General features: G+C 60.5%; 15 protein-coding genes and 1 pseudogene. 6 read left to right on the forward strand and 10 right to left on the reverse strand.

The genetic code is table 11. The annotated features are described in order from the left end of the window. The first annotated feature begins 3 nt into the window (after positions 1-3). From C4K27_RS10945 to C4K27_RS10955, 3 genes are read left to right on the forward strand one after another with little or no spacing between them, the layout of a single operon-like run. Positions 4-429: a structural protein gene (locus C4K27_RS10945; protein WP_053260426.1), complete on the forward strand. Its 426-nt coding sequence runs from the start codon at positions 4-6 to the stop codon at positions 427-429. After that, positions 426-797, forward strand: a complete 372-nt coding sequence (locus C4K27_RS10950) for a hypothetical protein (RefSeq protein WP_053260427.1) — start codon at positions 426-428, stop codon at positions 795-797. Before C4K27_RS10945 ends, C4K27_RS10950 begins: the two co-directional genes overlap by 4 nt. Further along, positions 794-1,051 carry a hypothetical protein gene (locus tag C4K27_RS10955; protein ID WP_053260428.1) on the forward strand — a complete coding sequence of 86 codons (258 nt, stop codon included), beginning with the start codon at positions 794-796 and terminating at the stop codon, positions 1,049-1,051. The genes C4K27_RS10950 and C4K27_RS10955 overlap by 4 nt, the downstream gene beginning before the upstream one ends. Positions 1,052-1,112: 61 nt before the next feature. Here C4K27_RS10955 and C4K27_RS10960 read toward each other — a convergent pair whose 3' ends face one another. After that, entirely contained in the window at positions 1,113-3,170 is a 2,058-nt protein-coding gene (locus tag C4K27_RS10960; protein ID WP_081002248.1) for an acyltransferase family protein, read from the reverse strand. A 443-nt stretch (positions 3,171-3,613) separates the two neighbouring features. Then, positions 3,614-3,792 (reverse strand): annotated as a pseudogene (locus C4K27_RS31430) (DUF159 family protein); the annotation flags it as partial. A 508-nt stretch (positions 3,793-4,300) separates the two neighbouring features. Here C4K27_RS31430 and C4K27_RS10970 point away from each other — a divergent pair. After that, positions 4,301-4,498, forward strand: coding sequence for a hypothetical protein (locus C4K27_RS10970; protein WP_081002249.1), 198 nt, complete (start codon positions 4,301-4,303; stop codon positions 4,496-4,498). A 283-nt stretch (positions 4,499-4,781) separates the two neighbouring features. On the opposite strand, the gene C4K27_RS10975 is transcribed toward C4K27_RS10970, so the two are convergent. Then, complete coding sequence (locus C4K27_RS10975) at positions 4,782-6,590, reverse strand: calcium-binding protein (RefSeq protein WP_053260431.1); 1,809 nt, start codon at positions 6,588-6,590, stop codon at positions 4,782-4,784. Between the two features lie 281 nt (positions 6,591-6,871). Next, positions 6,872-7,426 carry a cytochrome b gene (locus C4K27_RS10980; protein WP_053260432.1) on the reverse strand — a complete coding sequence of 185 codons (555 nt, stop codon included), beginning with the start codon at positions 7,424-7,426 and terminating at the stop codon, positions 6,872-6,874. A 309-nt stretch (positions 7,427-7,735) separates the two neighbouring features. Between C4K27_RS10980 and C4K27_RS10985 the strand changes: the two genes are divergently transcribed. After that, complete coding sequence (locus C4K27_RS10985) at positions 7,736-8,191, forward strand: MarR family winged helix-turn-helix transcriptional regulator (RefSeq protein ID WP_203031565.1); 456 nt, start codon at positions 7,736-7,738, stop codon at positions 8,189-8,191. 91 nt (positions 8,192-8,282) lie between these two features. Here the strand turns inward: C4K27_RS10985 and fabF are convergent, their stop codons facing one another. Then, positions 8,283-9,551: a beta-ketoacyl-ACP synthase II gene (fabF, locus tag C4K27_RS10990; protein WP_053260611.1), complete on the reverse strand. Its 1,269-nt coding sequence runs from the start codon at positions 9,549-9,551 to the stop codon at positions 8,283-8,285. 114 nt (positions 9,552-9,665) lie between these two features. Here fabF and C4K27_RS10995 point away from each other — a divergent pair, with 114 nt between their 5' ends. After that, positions 9,666-10,172: a winged helix-turn-helix transcriptional regulator gene (locus C4K27_RS10995; RefSeq protein ID WP_053260433.1), complete on the forward strand. Its 507-nt coding sequence runs from the start codon at positions 9,666-9,668 to the stop codon at positions 10,170-10,172. Between the two features lie 47 nt (positions 10,173-10,219). Here the strand turns inward: C4K27_RS10995 and C4K27_RS11000 are convergent, their stop codons facing one another. From C4K27_RS11000 to C4K27_RS11020, 5 genes are all read right to left on the reverse strand, one after another. After that, the gene (locus C4K27_RS11000; protein ID WP_053260434.1) at positions 10,220-10,633 is read right to left on the reverse strand and encodes a VOC family protein; all 414 of its coding nucleotides are present in this window, start codon (positions 10,631-10,633) and stop codon (positions 10,220-10,222) included. A 215-nt stretch (positions 10,634-10,848) separates the two neighbouring features. Then, positions 10,849-12,312, reverse strand: a complete 1,464-nt coding sequence (locus C4K27_RS11005; protein ID WP_009043069.1) for a GDL motif peptide-associated radical SAM/SPASM maturase — start codon at positions 12,310-12,312, stop codon at positions 10,849-10,851. 148 nt (positions 12,313-12,460) lie between these two features. Further along, positions 12,461-13,042 carry a DUF1842 domain-containing protein gene (locus C4K27_RS11010; RefSeq protein ID WP_053260435.1) on the reverse strand — a complete coding sequence of 194 codons (582 nt, stop codon included), beginning with the start codon at positions 13,040-13,042 and terminating at the stop codon, positions 12,461-12,463. A 53-nt stretch (positions 13,043-13,095) separates the two neighbouring features. Continuing rightward, positions 13,096-13,740, reverse strand: a complete 645-nt coding sequence (locus C4K27_RS11015) for a DUF1842 domain-containing protein (protein WP_053260436.1) — start codon at positions 13,738-13,740, stop codon at positions 13,096-13,098. 34 nt (positions 13,741-13,774) lie between these two features. Continuing rightward, complete coding sequence (locus tag C4K27_RS11020; RefSeq protein WP_009043072.1) at positions 13,775-13,963, reverse strand: DUF1843 domain-containing protein; 189 nt, start codon at positions 13,961-13,963, stop codon at positions 13,775-13,777. Positions 13,964-14,366 lie beyond the last annotated feature (403 nt).

Below are 14,366 nucleotides of genomic sequence, written 5' to 3' on the forward strand. Positions count from 1 at the left end.
AGTATGCCGAACACCGAAACCCGCGGGGTGCGCAATCGCAATCCCGGGAACATCGACTACAACCCGGCCAACAAGTGGCAGGGCCAGCTCCCACCAAACCCAGCGCTTGAGAAGCGATTCGCTCGGTTCGATACGCCAGAGAATGGCATCCGCGCCCTGGGCAAGCTTCTGCTGACCTACCAGCGTAAGCACGGGCTCAAGACGGTGAAGGCGATTATCAGTCGCTGGGCGCCGGCGGTAGAGAACGACACAGCTGCCTACGTGCGGGCCGTAGAGGCAAACACCGGCACTCGGCCTGGGGCGGAGATTGACCTGGCCCAGGCCACGGTCATGGCCGGGTTCGTCAAGGCGATCATCCATCACGAGAATGCCGGGTATGCCTATCCGGACGCCGTGCTGGCCGAAGGCGTGCGGCGGGCGCTGACATGACGCCGGTGCAGAAGCTGCTCGGCATGCTGGTGCTGGCCGGCCTGCTGATCGCCGCCGGCGCCGGTCTTGGTGCCTGGCTTGCCGCGGGCCACTACCGACCACAGCTCGACGCCGCCCAGGACGACCTGGCAACGGCCAAGGCCGGCCGGGCCAATCTGGAAGCGCTAGCGGGCGAGCAGGGCAGGAAGCTCGGCGAGCTGGTGCTGGCCGGTAGAGAGCGTGAGCAGCGCGCCGCCCAGGCCCAGGCCGACGCCCGAGAGCTGGCCCAGGGCGAGTATGCCGCGGCAAACCGTCTGCTGCAGGAGCGAACCGGTGGCGACCAGTGTGCGGCCGCCACGGTCGTTATCGATCAGGAGCTGGGGTTATGAAGTTGCTGCTGTTGTGGGTTGTAGTGGTACTGGCGGGGTGCGCCGGCCGGGAGCCTGAAGTGCGCACTGTTCGGGTCGAGGTGCCGGTGCCGGTCCTGTGCAAGACTCAGGAGGTGGCGGTGCCACCCTGGGCAGCTGCCGATCTGAAGAAGTCCGACGATCTGGAACTGAAGGTGCGGGCGCTACTGGCGGAACGGCGGCAGCGGATTGGCTATGAGCGGGAGCTGGTCGCGGCGGTTGGGGCGTGCCTGTAGGAGGAATGGTGCGGCGTACCGCACCAAACTACTTCGCCCAAATGGGGGGCGCTGCTCGACGTTACTGGTTGTCCCAGTATGAGTCAGCCCTATCGATCAGCATTTTGGTCAGGTTGAACTTTTTACCGAGCTCGGCGGAGCCCGACATGGATAAATGGCCTTTATCACGATGAAGCGGAAAACCATTTATATGAGTGGAGCACACACCATCAACACAAGTGAGATCTTGCAGATGGAAAACTGGAGCAAACGTTTCCACTTTTTGCATGAATTGACTTATATCAAAGGTCATTTCATTTGAGTTCTTATACAAGAAGTCGCAGCTCGCCTCTGCTCTGACGAGTGATCGTCTTGCCCAGCATCGTCCCATGTCATAACCAGACCAAGGCGTCGGTGCAACAACAATGGGTTTGACGCCCAGTGCTCGTAACTTATCTATTGTCAACTCCATGTAGCGGGCTTGGGTGTCATACCCGCCTTTGACAACCTTTCCCTCAACAAAAATATCACTCTTAAGGTTGTACGGTGACGACAGGATGACGTGTGTGATTTGTCTGTTTTCCGATAACCATTTATACACCAGCTCATTTTGTCGCAAGCAGTTTTTTACAAAGTTATCCCCGTCCGGTCCGTTGTCATAATAATTCATATCCAAGATAGGACGGCAAGAAGATGCCGTGTGCTGACGAAAGGAATAAACATCCTTGCTGGATTCTAGTGCCTGCACCAGATGCATCGCATAAGAGTCTCCCCATAGCAAAACTGTGGGACTATCGCCAAATTTACACTTATCAGTCTTGAAGTCCTTGTCATATACACAGCTATCACCCAGTCCAAGGTTAATGGCCAAGAGGTCAGAGTACTCGGAAAACTTCACACCGTTAGCAGCCACTCTGTCGCCAAAACCATCCTTCTTATAGGTTAAGCCCCCCAGAGCGCCCACAACCAACATCAAAAATACCAGCGTTGAAGGTACATGTTTGCGCCACCGTCCGAGACGAACTGGGCGCTCGACTAGCCGATAGGTCAACCACGAAAGCAAAACAGATAGCACCAGAACTATCAGCAGCGCCTTATAGCTTGGGTTGCCGGCTTCGATGATCCATAGAAACGATAATAATGGCCAATGCCACAGGTAGAGGGGGAAACTGATCAGTCCCAGCCAAACCAAAACTGGGTTTGACAAAACAAGTCTGTTAATTATGGTCTGCGGTCCCGCACAGATAATCAGTACTGTAGCCAGCACTGGGATTATTGCCCATTTACCTGGAAAACCTATCCCAGAATCAATACGCCAGAAGCCGTACACGAGCAATGACAGGCCAACAAGTGATAGCAGATTGGATAGTTGCCGTTCTCCACTATTTACTTGAATTCCTGGTATCGCTACCTCCAGAATGCGCCCTGTCTTAACCTTGATGGTATTGAAAAAATCACCCTTATAGAGAGTCGCCCATGCTAAAAGGCTGCCACTTAGTAACTCCCAGAAGCGTGTCTGTGGGGAATAAAATGTGGCCACGGCATCTTTGCTTACTCCTCGAAGGTTGAGGTAGAGAGAAATGACTGCAAGCGTAGAGATTATCAATGCGGGGCTGAACTTTCGCTTCCATGCCAACCAAAGCAGCAACGGCCAAACAATATAGAATTGTTCTTCAATGCCCAGACTCCACAAGTGCAGAAGCGGTTTGCTCTCGGCGGAGTTATCAAAATACCCGGCTTCCCCCCATAATGTGAAGTTGGATGCGAAGGATGCTCCGGAAAAAATATGTTTTCCTAGTTGCTTGTATTCATCAGCAAATAACGCAGCCCAGCCAATCGCTAAACATGCCGATAACACTAAAAGAAGTGCTGGAAAGATTCGTTTTATCCGGCGTGCGTAGAAATCGGAAAAGCTGAATGTTTCCTTATCAAGGCCTTCAAAGATAATCGTCGATATCAGAAAGCCAGAGATAACAAAGAATATATCAACACCAATAAAGCCACCTTTCATCCAGTCAGGAAAAGCATGGAAGGCAACAACTGATAATACAGCAATAGCTCGTAATCCATCTATGTCGGGTCGGTATCTTTGATGTCTCGGCTGGGGTATCTGGGAATTGATTTGAGGCGAGTCACTCATCGATGTTTCTCTTGTCTGGAGCTTTGAGCGGTTGGTCGGAGCAGATCAGCTTGATGCTAAACAATGTTTCTGTACTTATTGATTTGACTTGGCACAGGATAATTCAAGGGGCTGCGAACGGCTGCGCGTGAGCATTATTTATAAGGCGGCCATTCTACATAATGTGGATCACCTGGCACGCGTTTTTATGCTTGACCTTTGCAGAGTTATAGGTAAGCACGAAGATTCGGTCACCGCGCTAGATGCGATATTTGTTGCGTAGGAAGCGTGTTGGTGAAGGGTAGGCTAATTGGCTTAGTCGCTCCCCTTGTAGTCTCCATCTGTGATATCCCCCGTCCTGGCCATCGGATCCGGGTTGTGATTCTTAACGTTGCCCACGGCCATGTCGGCCTTAAGCTATACAAAGGCTCTGACTGGCTCCCCTTGATGTGGCGCCATTCCTATCGCACTTGATCATCGTGGAGCGTTTCTCCCACCAGATGAAGCAGGGCGGCCATTGTCGTTGGCGTCACGTTATACCGCCCCAGCGGTTGATTGCCGACGGTGTGACCAACGCGCCTGGCATGCTGAGTACGGCAACAAAGTCGTGAGTGCCGTGGTACTGCGCGATACGTCCGCACATGCTCGCCTCTGAAGTAATGATCCACTTCATTCAACGTAAACCAACGGGCGGGCCATTCGTCAGCGACCGATTGATGGTCTCGGCGCCGCGGATAGGGGGATTGTATGTGGTCGACAGAACGCCGAAAGAGGGTGGGGACTTTTTCGGGGATTTGTGAAATTCGGTTGGGGCCGGTACGGCATCGTTTGCAGCGAGCGCCGGTAAAGACCCAATAAAATCAGCACTTTATGTGCATTTTCAAGCATGGGGTGCTAGGGGTCGAGTGTTCGAATCACTCCGTCCCGACCATATTTTTCAATGACTTAGCCCAATCTTCACAGGTTGGGCTTTTTCATGTCTGGGATTTTGTGTTGCTGGTTTTGCAGTCTGCTTTCCCGGCGTCAGCTAAACGCCCCTCAAACATTTCAATGTTGATACCTGCATTTAAATGCGTTCCCCCAATAGGAGGGCGTAGGATGGATTTGCCTACGGTTCGTCGGTACTCAGCTCTGACCAGGGGATGCTAAGCATGAAGGTGAATGGCTTAAAAGTTGTGTTGATTGCCGCAACGCTTGTGTTGAGTGCGTGCTCCGGAACGACGACACGCTCCTGTTTCTCGGATGCCTGCAGGCTCGGCGGCAATTACACGAAGTTGAATACCGGCGGTGGCGCTTCCGCGCTGGGCAATAGCTATAACGAGTATGGTTCGAGCCTTTTGCACGACTGAGGTTTTCTCCGAGTGCCAGAAGAGTGAGTCGTCAACGATCCAGGACGCTTTCCTGTCAAAGCCCGGCCCAGAGCCGGGCTTTTTCATTCCGGTCTTTCCCCCAGGCGAGGTTGAGACGCTGATAGCCGATGGATTACCCGCATGGGAGACCGGTCAGGTGGGGGCGTGAAGGATTGAGAGAATAAAGAAGGGCCCACCGTAAGGTGGGCCCTTTTCGTTTCTGTAATGGCCAAGGCTGATCGGGCAGCACCCTCATCTGAACGGAGAGTGTGCCCATCGAGCATCAGACCAGGCTGATCATGTCCGCACTGAGTTGCGCGGGGTTGAAGCCGACCAGGGTAATGCTGCTGTCTCCCGCCACGATCAGGCTGTCGCTGCCTTGCTGGCTGGTGGCGCTGAGGACGGCGGCCGTGGAGGCGAACAAGGACTTGGAAAACACCAACTGATCGAAGCCGTTCTGGTGAACGTTGAAGTCGCTGATCACATCATGGCCGAAGCCGCCCACGTCGAAGACAAACAGATCGCTGCCCACTCCGCCGCTGAGGGTGTCGTTGCCCAGGCCACCCACCAGGATGTCGTTGTGCGCGCCGCCGTAGAGTGCGTCGTTGCCATTGCCGCCGAGCAGGGTGTCGTTGCCGCTTCCGCCGTGCAGCAGATCATGGCCCGCGCCACCTTCGATAAGGTCGTCGCCGCCCTGGCCGAAGATTAGGTCGCGGGAGGCGGTACCTTTCAGCAGGTCTGCCAACTGTGTGCCTTCGGTGGCCTTGGCGTAGCTCTTGTCCGACCCGAACAGGCCTTCGAAATCGAGCTTGCTGCCGGTCACGGTAAAGGCCGGAGTCAAGGCCTGGCCCAGGAGGCCTTCGAACTCGACATGCTCGACGTCGTGCAGCTCCTTGAGGCCGTAACGCCCGTTGGTGTCGTTGAGAAACAGGCTGCCATCGCTCAGGCGCACGGCTTCGTAACTGGTGACCGTACCCTGCAGGAAGACTTTGTCGTCGCCCACACCGCCGGCGACGACGTCGGTGCCGGTGCTGACCCTGAAGCTGTCGTTGCCGGCGAAGCCGTCGAGGAAGTCGTCGTTCCTGCCGTCCTGCAGCTTGTCCGCGCTGTCCGTGCCGAGGAGAAAGGCCGGTGTGCCGAAGTGGTTGGAGGTGGGGGAGTATTTGTCGCTGACCCAGGTAAAGCTGCGGCTGACCGGGTCGAGGTTGCTGATGACGATGGTGCTGTCACGCTCGATGTAGTCGTAGAACGTCGACTGGCCGATGCGCTGGATGGGGTTGATGAAAACGCCTTCCAGGTGCGCCACCCAACCGTTGGGATTGATCACGGAGAAGGGGCCGTTGGGCCAGGTGGGCAAAGCGTAGACCGTGTCGAACAGCACGATGTTGTCGGTGGTCGAGGTGTAGCTGGCGTCACTGCCTTTGAGGGCCGCGAGAATGGCGCCGCTCAGGTCGGTCTGTTCGCCGATGAGCCGGTGCACGATGTCGTTTTCGAAGCCGAAGTTGAAGATACCGTCGCTGTTGCTGGCCTTTGGCGACGCCATGCCGAAGTAGTCCGAATCCTTGAAAAAGCCATCGGCCAGGTTTTCCCTGCCCAGGTACATGCTGTTGGTCACGGAGCCGCCCTGGCTGTAGCCGGTGACCAGCACATCCTTGCCCGTCAGGTTATGGCTGGTGGCGTAGTTCTTGATCGAGTCGAGCAGGTAGTCGTAGCCGTGGATATAGGAGTTGTCGATCATTGCCGGGTATCCCAGCAAGTCCATCGGCGAGTTGGTGCCGGCAATCGAAAAGCCCATTTTCACCAGCTTGCCGCTCTCGTCGTATTGGCCGAATACCTTGGCCTGGGAGCCGGATACGTTTTCGCCCTTGAAGCTGCCTGTCAGGTCGAGGTGGCTGCCGTCGATGCCCAGGTCGCTGGCGCTGATCTCGCGCCAGCCCTTGGGCAGGACAAAGGTGTTGCCTTCGCCCAGGACCGCCCCGGGCAAGTGATAGAGCGCGCCTACCGTCGCTACGCCGCTGGTGTAGGTGGCCAGGTTCCAGGCATCTGAAATCAGCACGCGGCCGTCTTGGCCCTTGTAGTCGAATATCGCCATGGTTCGTTTTCCCTCACAAACTAAAAAGTCATGAACAAAAACAAGAGCTGAAGTCTTCTTGTTCTTCTTCGCTCGGATTTCGGAGCCTGGTGACTGCGCGCTCCGGAATCTGCGCCCAAGCTACTCATTCATTTGGAGGGTGTGGGCCAGGCAAGGGGGACATTGGCACGATCGTCCTAGTAAAAGCCCGATCCAGCCGCTATAAATCCGGCGTCATTACAGTTTGGTTAGCTCGAGGGTGGCTTGCAGCCGCCCATCCTCTCTACCTTCCAGCCCGGGCGTCAGCCGCGGCGGCGAACCCTGAGCAACATGCGCGCAAGAATGTCGTCCTTGTCGAAGAAGTGATGCTTGAACGCCGCCAGCACGTGGACCAGGATCAAGGCGCCGGCGCCCCAGGACAGCAGGCGATGTATCCACATGGCCAGGTCGTAGCGGGACTGATCCACCGGCGCTATGGGCGGCAGGTTGAACAGACCCAGCAGCGGTATCGGGTGACCGGCGACCGAACTCCAGTACCAGCCCGAAAGCGGCACGGCCAACATGGCGATCAGGTAGAGCAGGGCGTGGGCGATATGGGCGATACCGGACATCGCCCTGGAGACGCTGCTGGGCATGGCCGGGTAGCGGTGGGTCAAGCGATAGCAGAGCCGGGCAAGCAGCAGGAACAGCACGGTGCTGGCAATCGCCTTGTGCACGAAGACCGCCGGGCCGCCCCTGGGCACATCGCCACGCAGGTTGGCGGAGTAAAAACCGATCAGCCAGGCGCCGATGATGATCAGCGCCATGCTCCAGTGGAAAAGCCGTGCTGCCAGACTGTAGGAAGAGGAAGCATTCATAGGGACAATCTGCCGTTGTGAAAGGTGGAAGGACTCCGGGTTGCCGTCGGTTGAGTCAACCGGGTGTCGCCTCCTTGGCTCGGAACGCGATGGCGGCCTTGGGTCGAGGGCGATCGCGGAAGGAGTATTTCAACAGATATTTGTATTTACAAGTGTTGCATTTGCAATAGTTGTAAGTGCATGTTTTCCACCATCTCCATTCGGCCAGTGTCGAATGAAAGGGACAGGCGCATTTCACCGGATCAGCTCAACGACGTAACATGCCCCCGCGCAGAGCCGTCTCAGCAATGGATACCGAGGTCTGAACCTTTGAACAGTTACTGTTTTTCCACCGCCGTCCCTTACCTGGTCACTCGTGTCGGGGTGCGCATGGGCGAGTGTTTTTCCCAGGAGCTTGGCGAGCATGGCCTGACGCTGGTCATGTACCGAGTGCTTGCGGTGCTTCGGGAACAGGGCGGGCTCAGCCTTGGCGAGCTGGGCGGACGGGTTTCGGCGGAGATCTCCACCTTGTCGCGGCAAGTGACCAACATGCAGAAGCTGGGGCTGATCCTGCGCGAGCGGCAGGACGCCAATGGCCGTCAGGTCTGCATCAGCCTGACGCCCGCGGGGTTGGCCCTGGTGGAGTCGCTGGTACCACGGGCGATGTATTGGGAGGAGGTGGCCATCCAGGGTTTCAGCGAGGCGGAAGTGGAGCAGCTCAAAGCCATGCTGATGCGCATGCACGCCAACCTGGCGAAGGTGCCGGACGTGTCGACAACCTACTGAAAATACCCCGTTGCACAAGGCTGGCCGGGCACATCGAGGTTTCAGCGAAGCCGCACTGAAACCGCCCTGTGCCCGGCGAACAATCCCCGCCTTACCCCCAGCGCCGGAACAGCACGCTGGCATTCACCCCGCCAAAGCCGAAGCCGTTGGACATGGCGTATTCCATCGCCAGCGGCTGGGCCTGGCCACGAATCAGGTTGAGGCCTTTGGCGCCGGCATCCGGGTTTTCCAGGTTGAGGGTGGCGGGGGCGATCTGGTCGCGCAGCGCCAGGATGGTGAAGATCGCTTCGATCCCGCCGGCGGCGCCCAGCAGGTGGCCGGTGGCCGACTTGGTCGAGGCGATGGCCAGGTCGCTGTGGTTGCCAAACACGCTCTTGATCGCCGCCAGTTCGCCTTTGTCGCCCACCGGGGTCGAGGTCGCGTGGGCGTTCAGGTGCCGGACCTGGGACGGCTCGACGCCGGCCTGACGCAACGCCTGCTGCATGGCGCGGCGGGCACCGTCGCCGTCCTCCGGCCCGGCGGTCATGTGATAGGCGTCGGCGCTGGTGCCGTAGCCCACCAGTTCGGCGATCGGCGTGGCGCCCCGGACCAGGGCGTGTTCCAGCTCCTCGATCACCAGCAGCCCGGCGCCTTCGCCCATCACGAAGCCGTCGCGCGCCTGGTCGAAGGGCCGCGATGCGCGTTCCGGCGTGTCGTTGAAATCGCTCGACAGGGCGCGCGCGGCCGCGAAACCGGCCAGGCTGACCCGGTGAATCGTGGCTTCCGTGCCACCGCAGACCGCGACGTCGATCTCCCCGGCGCGAATCATCCGCGCGGCGTCGCCGATGGCCTGGACGCCCGCGGCGCAGGCCGTCACCGGCGTGCCCAGCGGCCCCTTCAGGCCATGCTGGATCGACACATGACCGGCGGCCATATTGCTGAGGAAGGACGGAATGGTGAACGGTGAAAGACGGCGCGGCCCCTTGCTGTCGGTGGTGCGCACGGCGTCGGCGATGGCCGGGAAACCGCCCACGCCCGACGCGATGATGGTGGCGGTACGTTCCTGCGCCTCTGCCGTCTGCGGCGCCCAGCCGGCCTGGGCCAGCGCCTCCTGGGCGGCGGCGAGGGCGAACAGGATGAAGCGGTCCATCTTGCGCTGTTCCTTGGGCGCCAGCAGCGCGTCCGGATCGAAGCCGGCCTGAGGGTCCTGGATGCGGTCGGGAACCTGGCCGCCGATGCTGATCGGCAGGTCGCCGATCAGTTCTTCCGGTAGCCGGCGGATACCCGATTGCCCGGCCAGCAGGCGTTGCCAGACCTGTTCGACGCCGCAGCCCAGCGGGGTCAATGCGCCCATGCCGGTGACGACAATGCGTTTGTTCATGACCTTCAGCTCCTTCATCTCGTGTGGGGTGTGTCGCTCTATGGACGTCACTATCATCATGAAAGTAACATGCCCGAACCACAAATACGCAACTGCGAAATCCGAGGAACCGCCATGCAACGCAAGACCCTCCTTCACGACGAATGCCCGATTGCCCGTAGTCTGGAACGGGTGGGCGAGTGGTGGAGCATCCTGATCATGCGCGATGCCCTGCATGGCCTGCGGCGTTTCGAGGAGTTTTCCCGCAGTCTGCAGATCGCTCCCAACATGCTCACCCGGCGTTTGAATTCGCTGGTCGAGGACGGCTTGCTGGAGCGTCAGGCCTACAGTCAGCGGCCGCTGCGCTACCAATATGTACCGACGGCCCGGGGCGAGGATTTTCGTGTGGTGCTGATGGCGTTCGTCGCCTGGGGCAATCGTCATTACGCGCCGGAAGGGGAAAGCGTGCAGATCGTCGAGCGCGCCACCGGCAGGCCGGTGCGGCCGATGATGGCCGACCTGGCCGATGGCCGCCCGGTGCCGCTGGAGGCGTGCACGGTCCAGGCCGGGCCGATGGCCAGCGAAGGCATACGTCAGCGGCTGGGGGGCCTGCGGGCGATGGAGGCCGAGGGCGAGGCCTGAGAGGCCGCGAATCGCCGCGGCCCCCCTGGCTTAACGACAGGCGCTTGTCACTGGTCCTTTTCGCAGTTGACCATCCACGAGGCGCCGAAGCGGTCGACCAGCATGCCGAAGCGCGCCGCCCAGAAGGTGGCCTCCAGCGGCATCTGCACAGTGCCCTGGTCCGCCAGCGCGGCGAACACCCGCTCGGCCTCGGCGATGCTGTCGACATTCAGCGATATCGAGCAGCCGTGGATACCCGAATATGGCCGGTCGGGCGTGCTGTCCGAACCCATGATGGCCTGGTCGCCCACCAGCAGGCGGGTGTGGATGACCCGGTCGTGACACTCGGCGGGAACATGGTCGCGGGCGGGGCTTTCGCCGAAGGTCATCATCACTTCGAGGGTGCCTTGCAGGCACTGGGCGTAGAACTTGAAGGCGGCGGCGCAATCGCCGTTGAAGATCAGGTAGGGATTGATTTTCATGCTGGGACTCCCGGATGGCAGGGGCCGCGGGCGCGCCGGGTGAGCCGGCCCGCTGGCAAAAGCTGATGGGGTGAGGCCTCCCCTAGCAAAGCCTAAACCTGTGTGGCAGTGGGCTTGTTTTTAGACGGATTTCTCATGGCCCCGTGGCGGGTTATCACCCTTGGGGCACCCCTGTCAGGCCCGCCGCCCGGTTGGCGGCGGGCCTAGGCTGGTGGCTACACCAGCCGGGTCTGGGGCATACCCAGCAGGCCAGTCAGGCGGTCCATGATCGCCTGTTGCCGGGCGCGGTCGGCCAGGTAGTCGGCCTCGGCGCCGGCCACATCGGCCGAGCAGTGCGGGCAGGTGGTTTCGTGGGCATGGATGTACTGCCAGCAGCCGCGGCACAGCGCCAGCTGGGTGGGCAGGCGTCCTTCCTCGGGGGATTTCTGCCCCTGGTTGATCCACGCCAGCTTGATCACCTGGCCGCTGTCGCTGACGCTGCTGACCGTCTCGCCGGTGTCGATGCGTTCGGTGATCAGGTCGAAGCGACCGACCGCAAATGACGCCTGGGCGGCGTCCTCGAGTTTGACGATGCGTTCGCGCAGGCCCTTCTTCTGCAGGTCCAGGGCGCGGTAGTGGCAGTACGGATTGTTGCCGGGCTTGCCCAGCAGCGAGTGCGAGGTCCAGGTGCAGCCGCCGCGGCACACGTCGTTGTAGTAGCAGGTGCGGCAATAACCCCAGAGGTCGTCGACCGAACGCAGGCGGCCAAAATGCATGCCCTCGCTGTAGTGCCAGATGTCGTGCAGGTTCATGTCGCGCACATTGCCGCCGGAAAACCCCACCGTCGCCAGCGAAGGGCAGCCCTTGACCGTGCCGTCGGCTTCCAGGGCCAGCACCGTTTGCCCGGCGGCGCAGCCGCTCCAGTGCACGCGTTCGTCGCCGAAGCCGCGCCACATATGCTCGTAAGGGCCGTAGTAACCGATGTTGTTGCCCACGTTCATCAGCAGGCCGCGTTCCTGGCCTTCGCGGTAGAGACGCGCGAGCAGCGGCATCACTTCCAGCAGTTGATAGGGTTGCAGCAGCAGTTCCGGGTGGTCCACCGCGTTGCCCATGGCCACCGTCAGCTGGATCTGCCAATGGGTGGCGCCCAGTTCGATGATCTGGTTCATCAGCTCCGGCAAGTCGGGCAGGGTGGCCGCGCCGATCTGCGTGTTGACGCTGACCGCGAGCCCGGCCTGCTTGGCCCGGCGCAGGGTGTCCACGGCCTTGTCGAAGGAGCCTGGGACATTGCGCACGGCGTCGTGCAAGGGCGCCAGGCCGTCCAGCGAAACCCCCACGCCGTTGAGCCCGGCCTCCACCGCGGCCTGCATTTTCGCCGGGGTCAGGTTGCGCCCGCCGGTCTGGATCGCGCAGTAGATGCCGTGGTCGTGGATGGCCTGGATCAGGCGGGTCCAGTCCTTGCGCAAATAGGCTTCGCCGCCGATCAGGGTGACTTCCCGCGTGCCGAGGGCGGCGAGGGCGTCGATCACGTCGAGGCATTCCTGGGTGTTCAATTCATTGGGGCGTCGGTGGCCGGCGCGCGAGCCGCAATGCAGGCATTTGAGGTCGCATGCGAGGGTGATTTCCCAGACCACATGCACCGGTACGTAACGCTTGAGGTCGGTTTCGCTGAGGTAGCGGGCGGGGCGATTGGCTGACATGGACAGTCCTTTGCGCGCACACAGGCGCGCGGCACGAACCTGGCGGATGTCCGCGCCGTCCCTGGCGATGCCGGCCCGGGCGGACAAAGGGTTTGCCAGTGGGGACCCGGGCCTGGCCCTGAGGAAGGCCAGGCCCGGACGCCACCTTTCAGCGAGCTTCGAGGCGGGCGATCTCGGCGTTCAGCTGCTGCAAGGCGCTGCGCAGCGCATCGCCGCTGGCCAGTTGCTGCTCGCCCTGGCGGACGACCGCCTTGAGCTGCGCCAGGTCACCGCTGCTTTGCGCCTGCTGCACCGCTACCGCATACAGCGGCACGGGGTGATGAGGCACGGGCTCGGGGTGCGGGATCGACGCCTGGCTGACCGTGGCGTGCTGCACGTCCTGCCAGCTGCCCTGGTAGCAGTATTTGTAGCTGGCGAAACCGCTGGCCCAGTCGAGCCCGAGAATCCCGTGCAGCTGGAAGGTCGCGGCGATCTGGCTGGTCGGGCCGCTGGGGTTGCCGGTCAGGCTCAGGATGATGTGGCCTTCGGTCGACGGGTGCAGCTGTAACTGGGAATAGTCGCCCCACACGTCGGCGAAGAAGTTCACCGGCGGGTAGGTGCTCTTGAACACTCGGGCCACGCCGCTGACTTTTTTCTGCACGGTGTTGACCAACAGGTCGAGGGTCAGAACCGGGGCACCCAACAGCCCCGTGGTGGCTTGGATGCGGGTATGGAACAGTCCAGTTTGCATGGTGCAACTCCTTGTTCTTGTTCAGGGAAGCCGGATGGGTTGGCGCGCCATGGTCAGCGCCGCTCGAGCCTGCCGATCTCGTCCTTGGCCGCGTCCAGCGCGCTGCGCAGCTGGGGCAATTGCTCCAGTTGCTGCTGGGCCAGGCTGGCCAGGCTCTTCATCTGGGCCAGGTCGCCGCTGGCGATGGCGCCATGGATCGGCGCGGCATACAGCGGGGTGATCGGTGGATAGGGCAGCAGGACCGGGCCGGGCTCCAGCGGTATCGGCAAGGCTGAGAAGGCGTAGGAGGGCACCGACTCGACGAGGTGGGCGGGAACGTTCTCCACCGATACCCAGCGCTGGCCGTTGTAGTACTGGTAGTTGGCGATGCCGTTCTTCCAGTCGTGATCCACCACCAGTTGAATCTTGAAAGTGATGATCGAGTTCGAGCCCGGCCCGCCCTGATTACCCTGGGCGGTGACCAGGATCTTGCTGGTGCTGGGTGGCATGACGGTCAGGTAGGTGTATTGCCCCCACACATCGGACTGCAGCTCCAGCGGCGGGTTGGTGGCCTGGGTCACCAGCGAGGTGCCGCGCACGGTCTGCTCGGGGGTGTAGACCAGAAGGTCGAGGGTGAGGCTCGGCGCGCCGGGGATCGAAGTGCCGATCCGGTAGCTGAGGGGAAACAAGCCAAGATTGGACGAAGTGGAACCGGACATGATTGCCTCCAGTGCATTAGAAAATGGAACGGCCTTAGCGCCGTTCCAGACGGGCGACTTCCTGTGCCAACTGCTCGTAAGCGCTGCTCAGTTCTTTGGATTCTTTCTGGGATGAATCGCGTTGTTTGAGCAGGGACTTCATCTGCGGCAGGTTGCCGAGGGCGATTGCTTCTTGAATCGCCACACCATAAGGCGTGACGGGGTGCAGCGAGGATGAACTCATGGCGTTGCCTTCCGTGGGAGTTGTAGAGACTGCGCTATCCGGCAGCTTTTGCAGTTAAGCAGGCCGGGCACGGGGCAAACGCAAGGGTGAACAAATAACTTTGAATAGCCGTTATCGGGAAAAAATATATCCAGGCAGGACAAGGAACTGGCGCGGCCCTATAGCGCGTTTGGCAATCAGCGACCCACCGCTTACAAGGAATGAATACAAGCCGGCGCCGCCACTTAACATGCCCCGCCATCCACCTTACCTGTAGCCGCTGCCGAAGGCTGCGATCGAGCCGCAGGCTCGCGGCGACCGCACGGACGCGGAAGTCCCTGCGGGCCTTCACGCAGCCTGCGGCAGCGGCTACAGGAGGTCATTTTTTGCCAGAGGGAATGCGCAGCGGCTACAGGGGCGGTTG

The organism is Pseudomonas chlororaphis subsp. chlororaphis, assembly GCF_003945765.1.
In the GTDB taxonomy this organism is placed as follows: domain Bacteria; phylum Pseudomonadota; class Gammaproteobacteria; order Pseudomonadales; family Pseudomonadaceae; genus Aquipseudomonas; species Aquipseudomonas chlororaphis.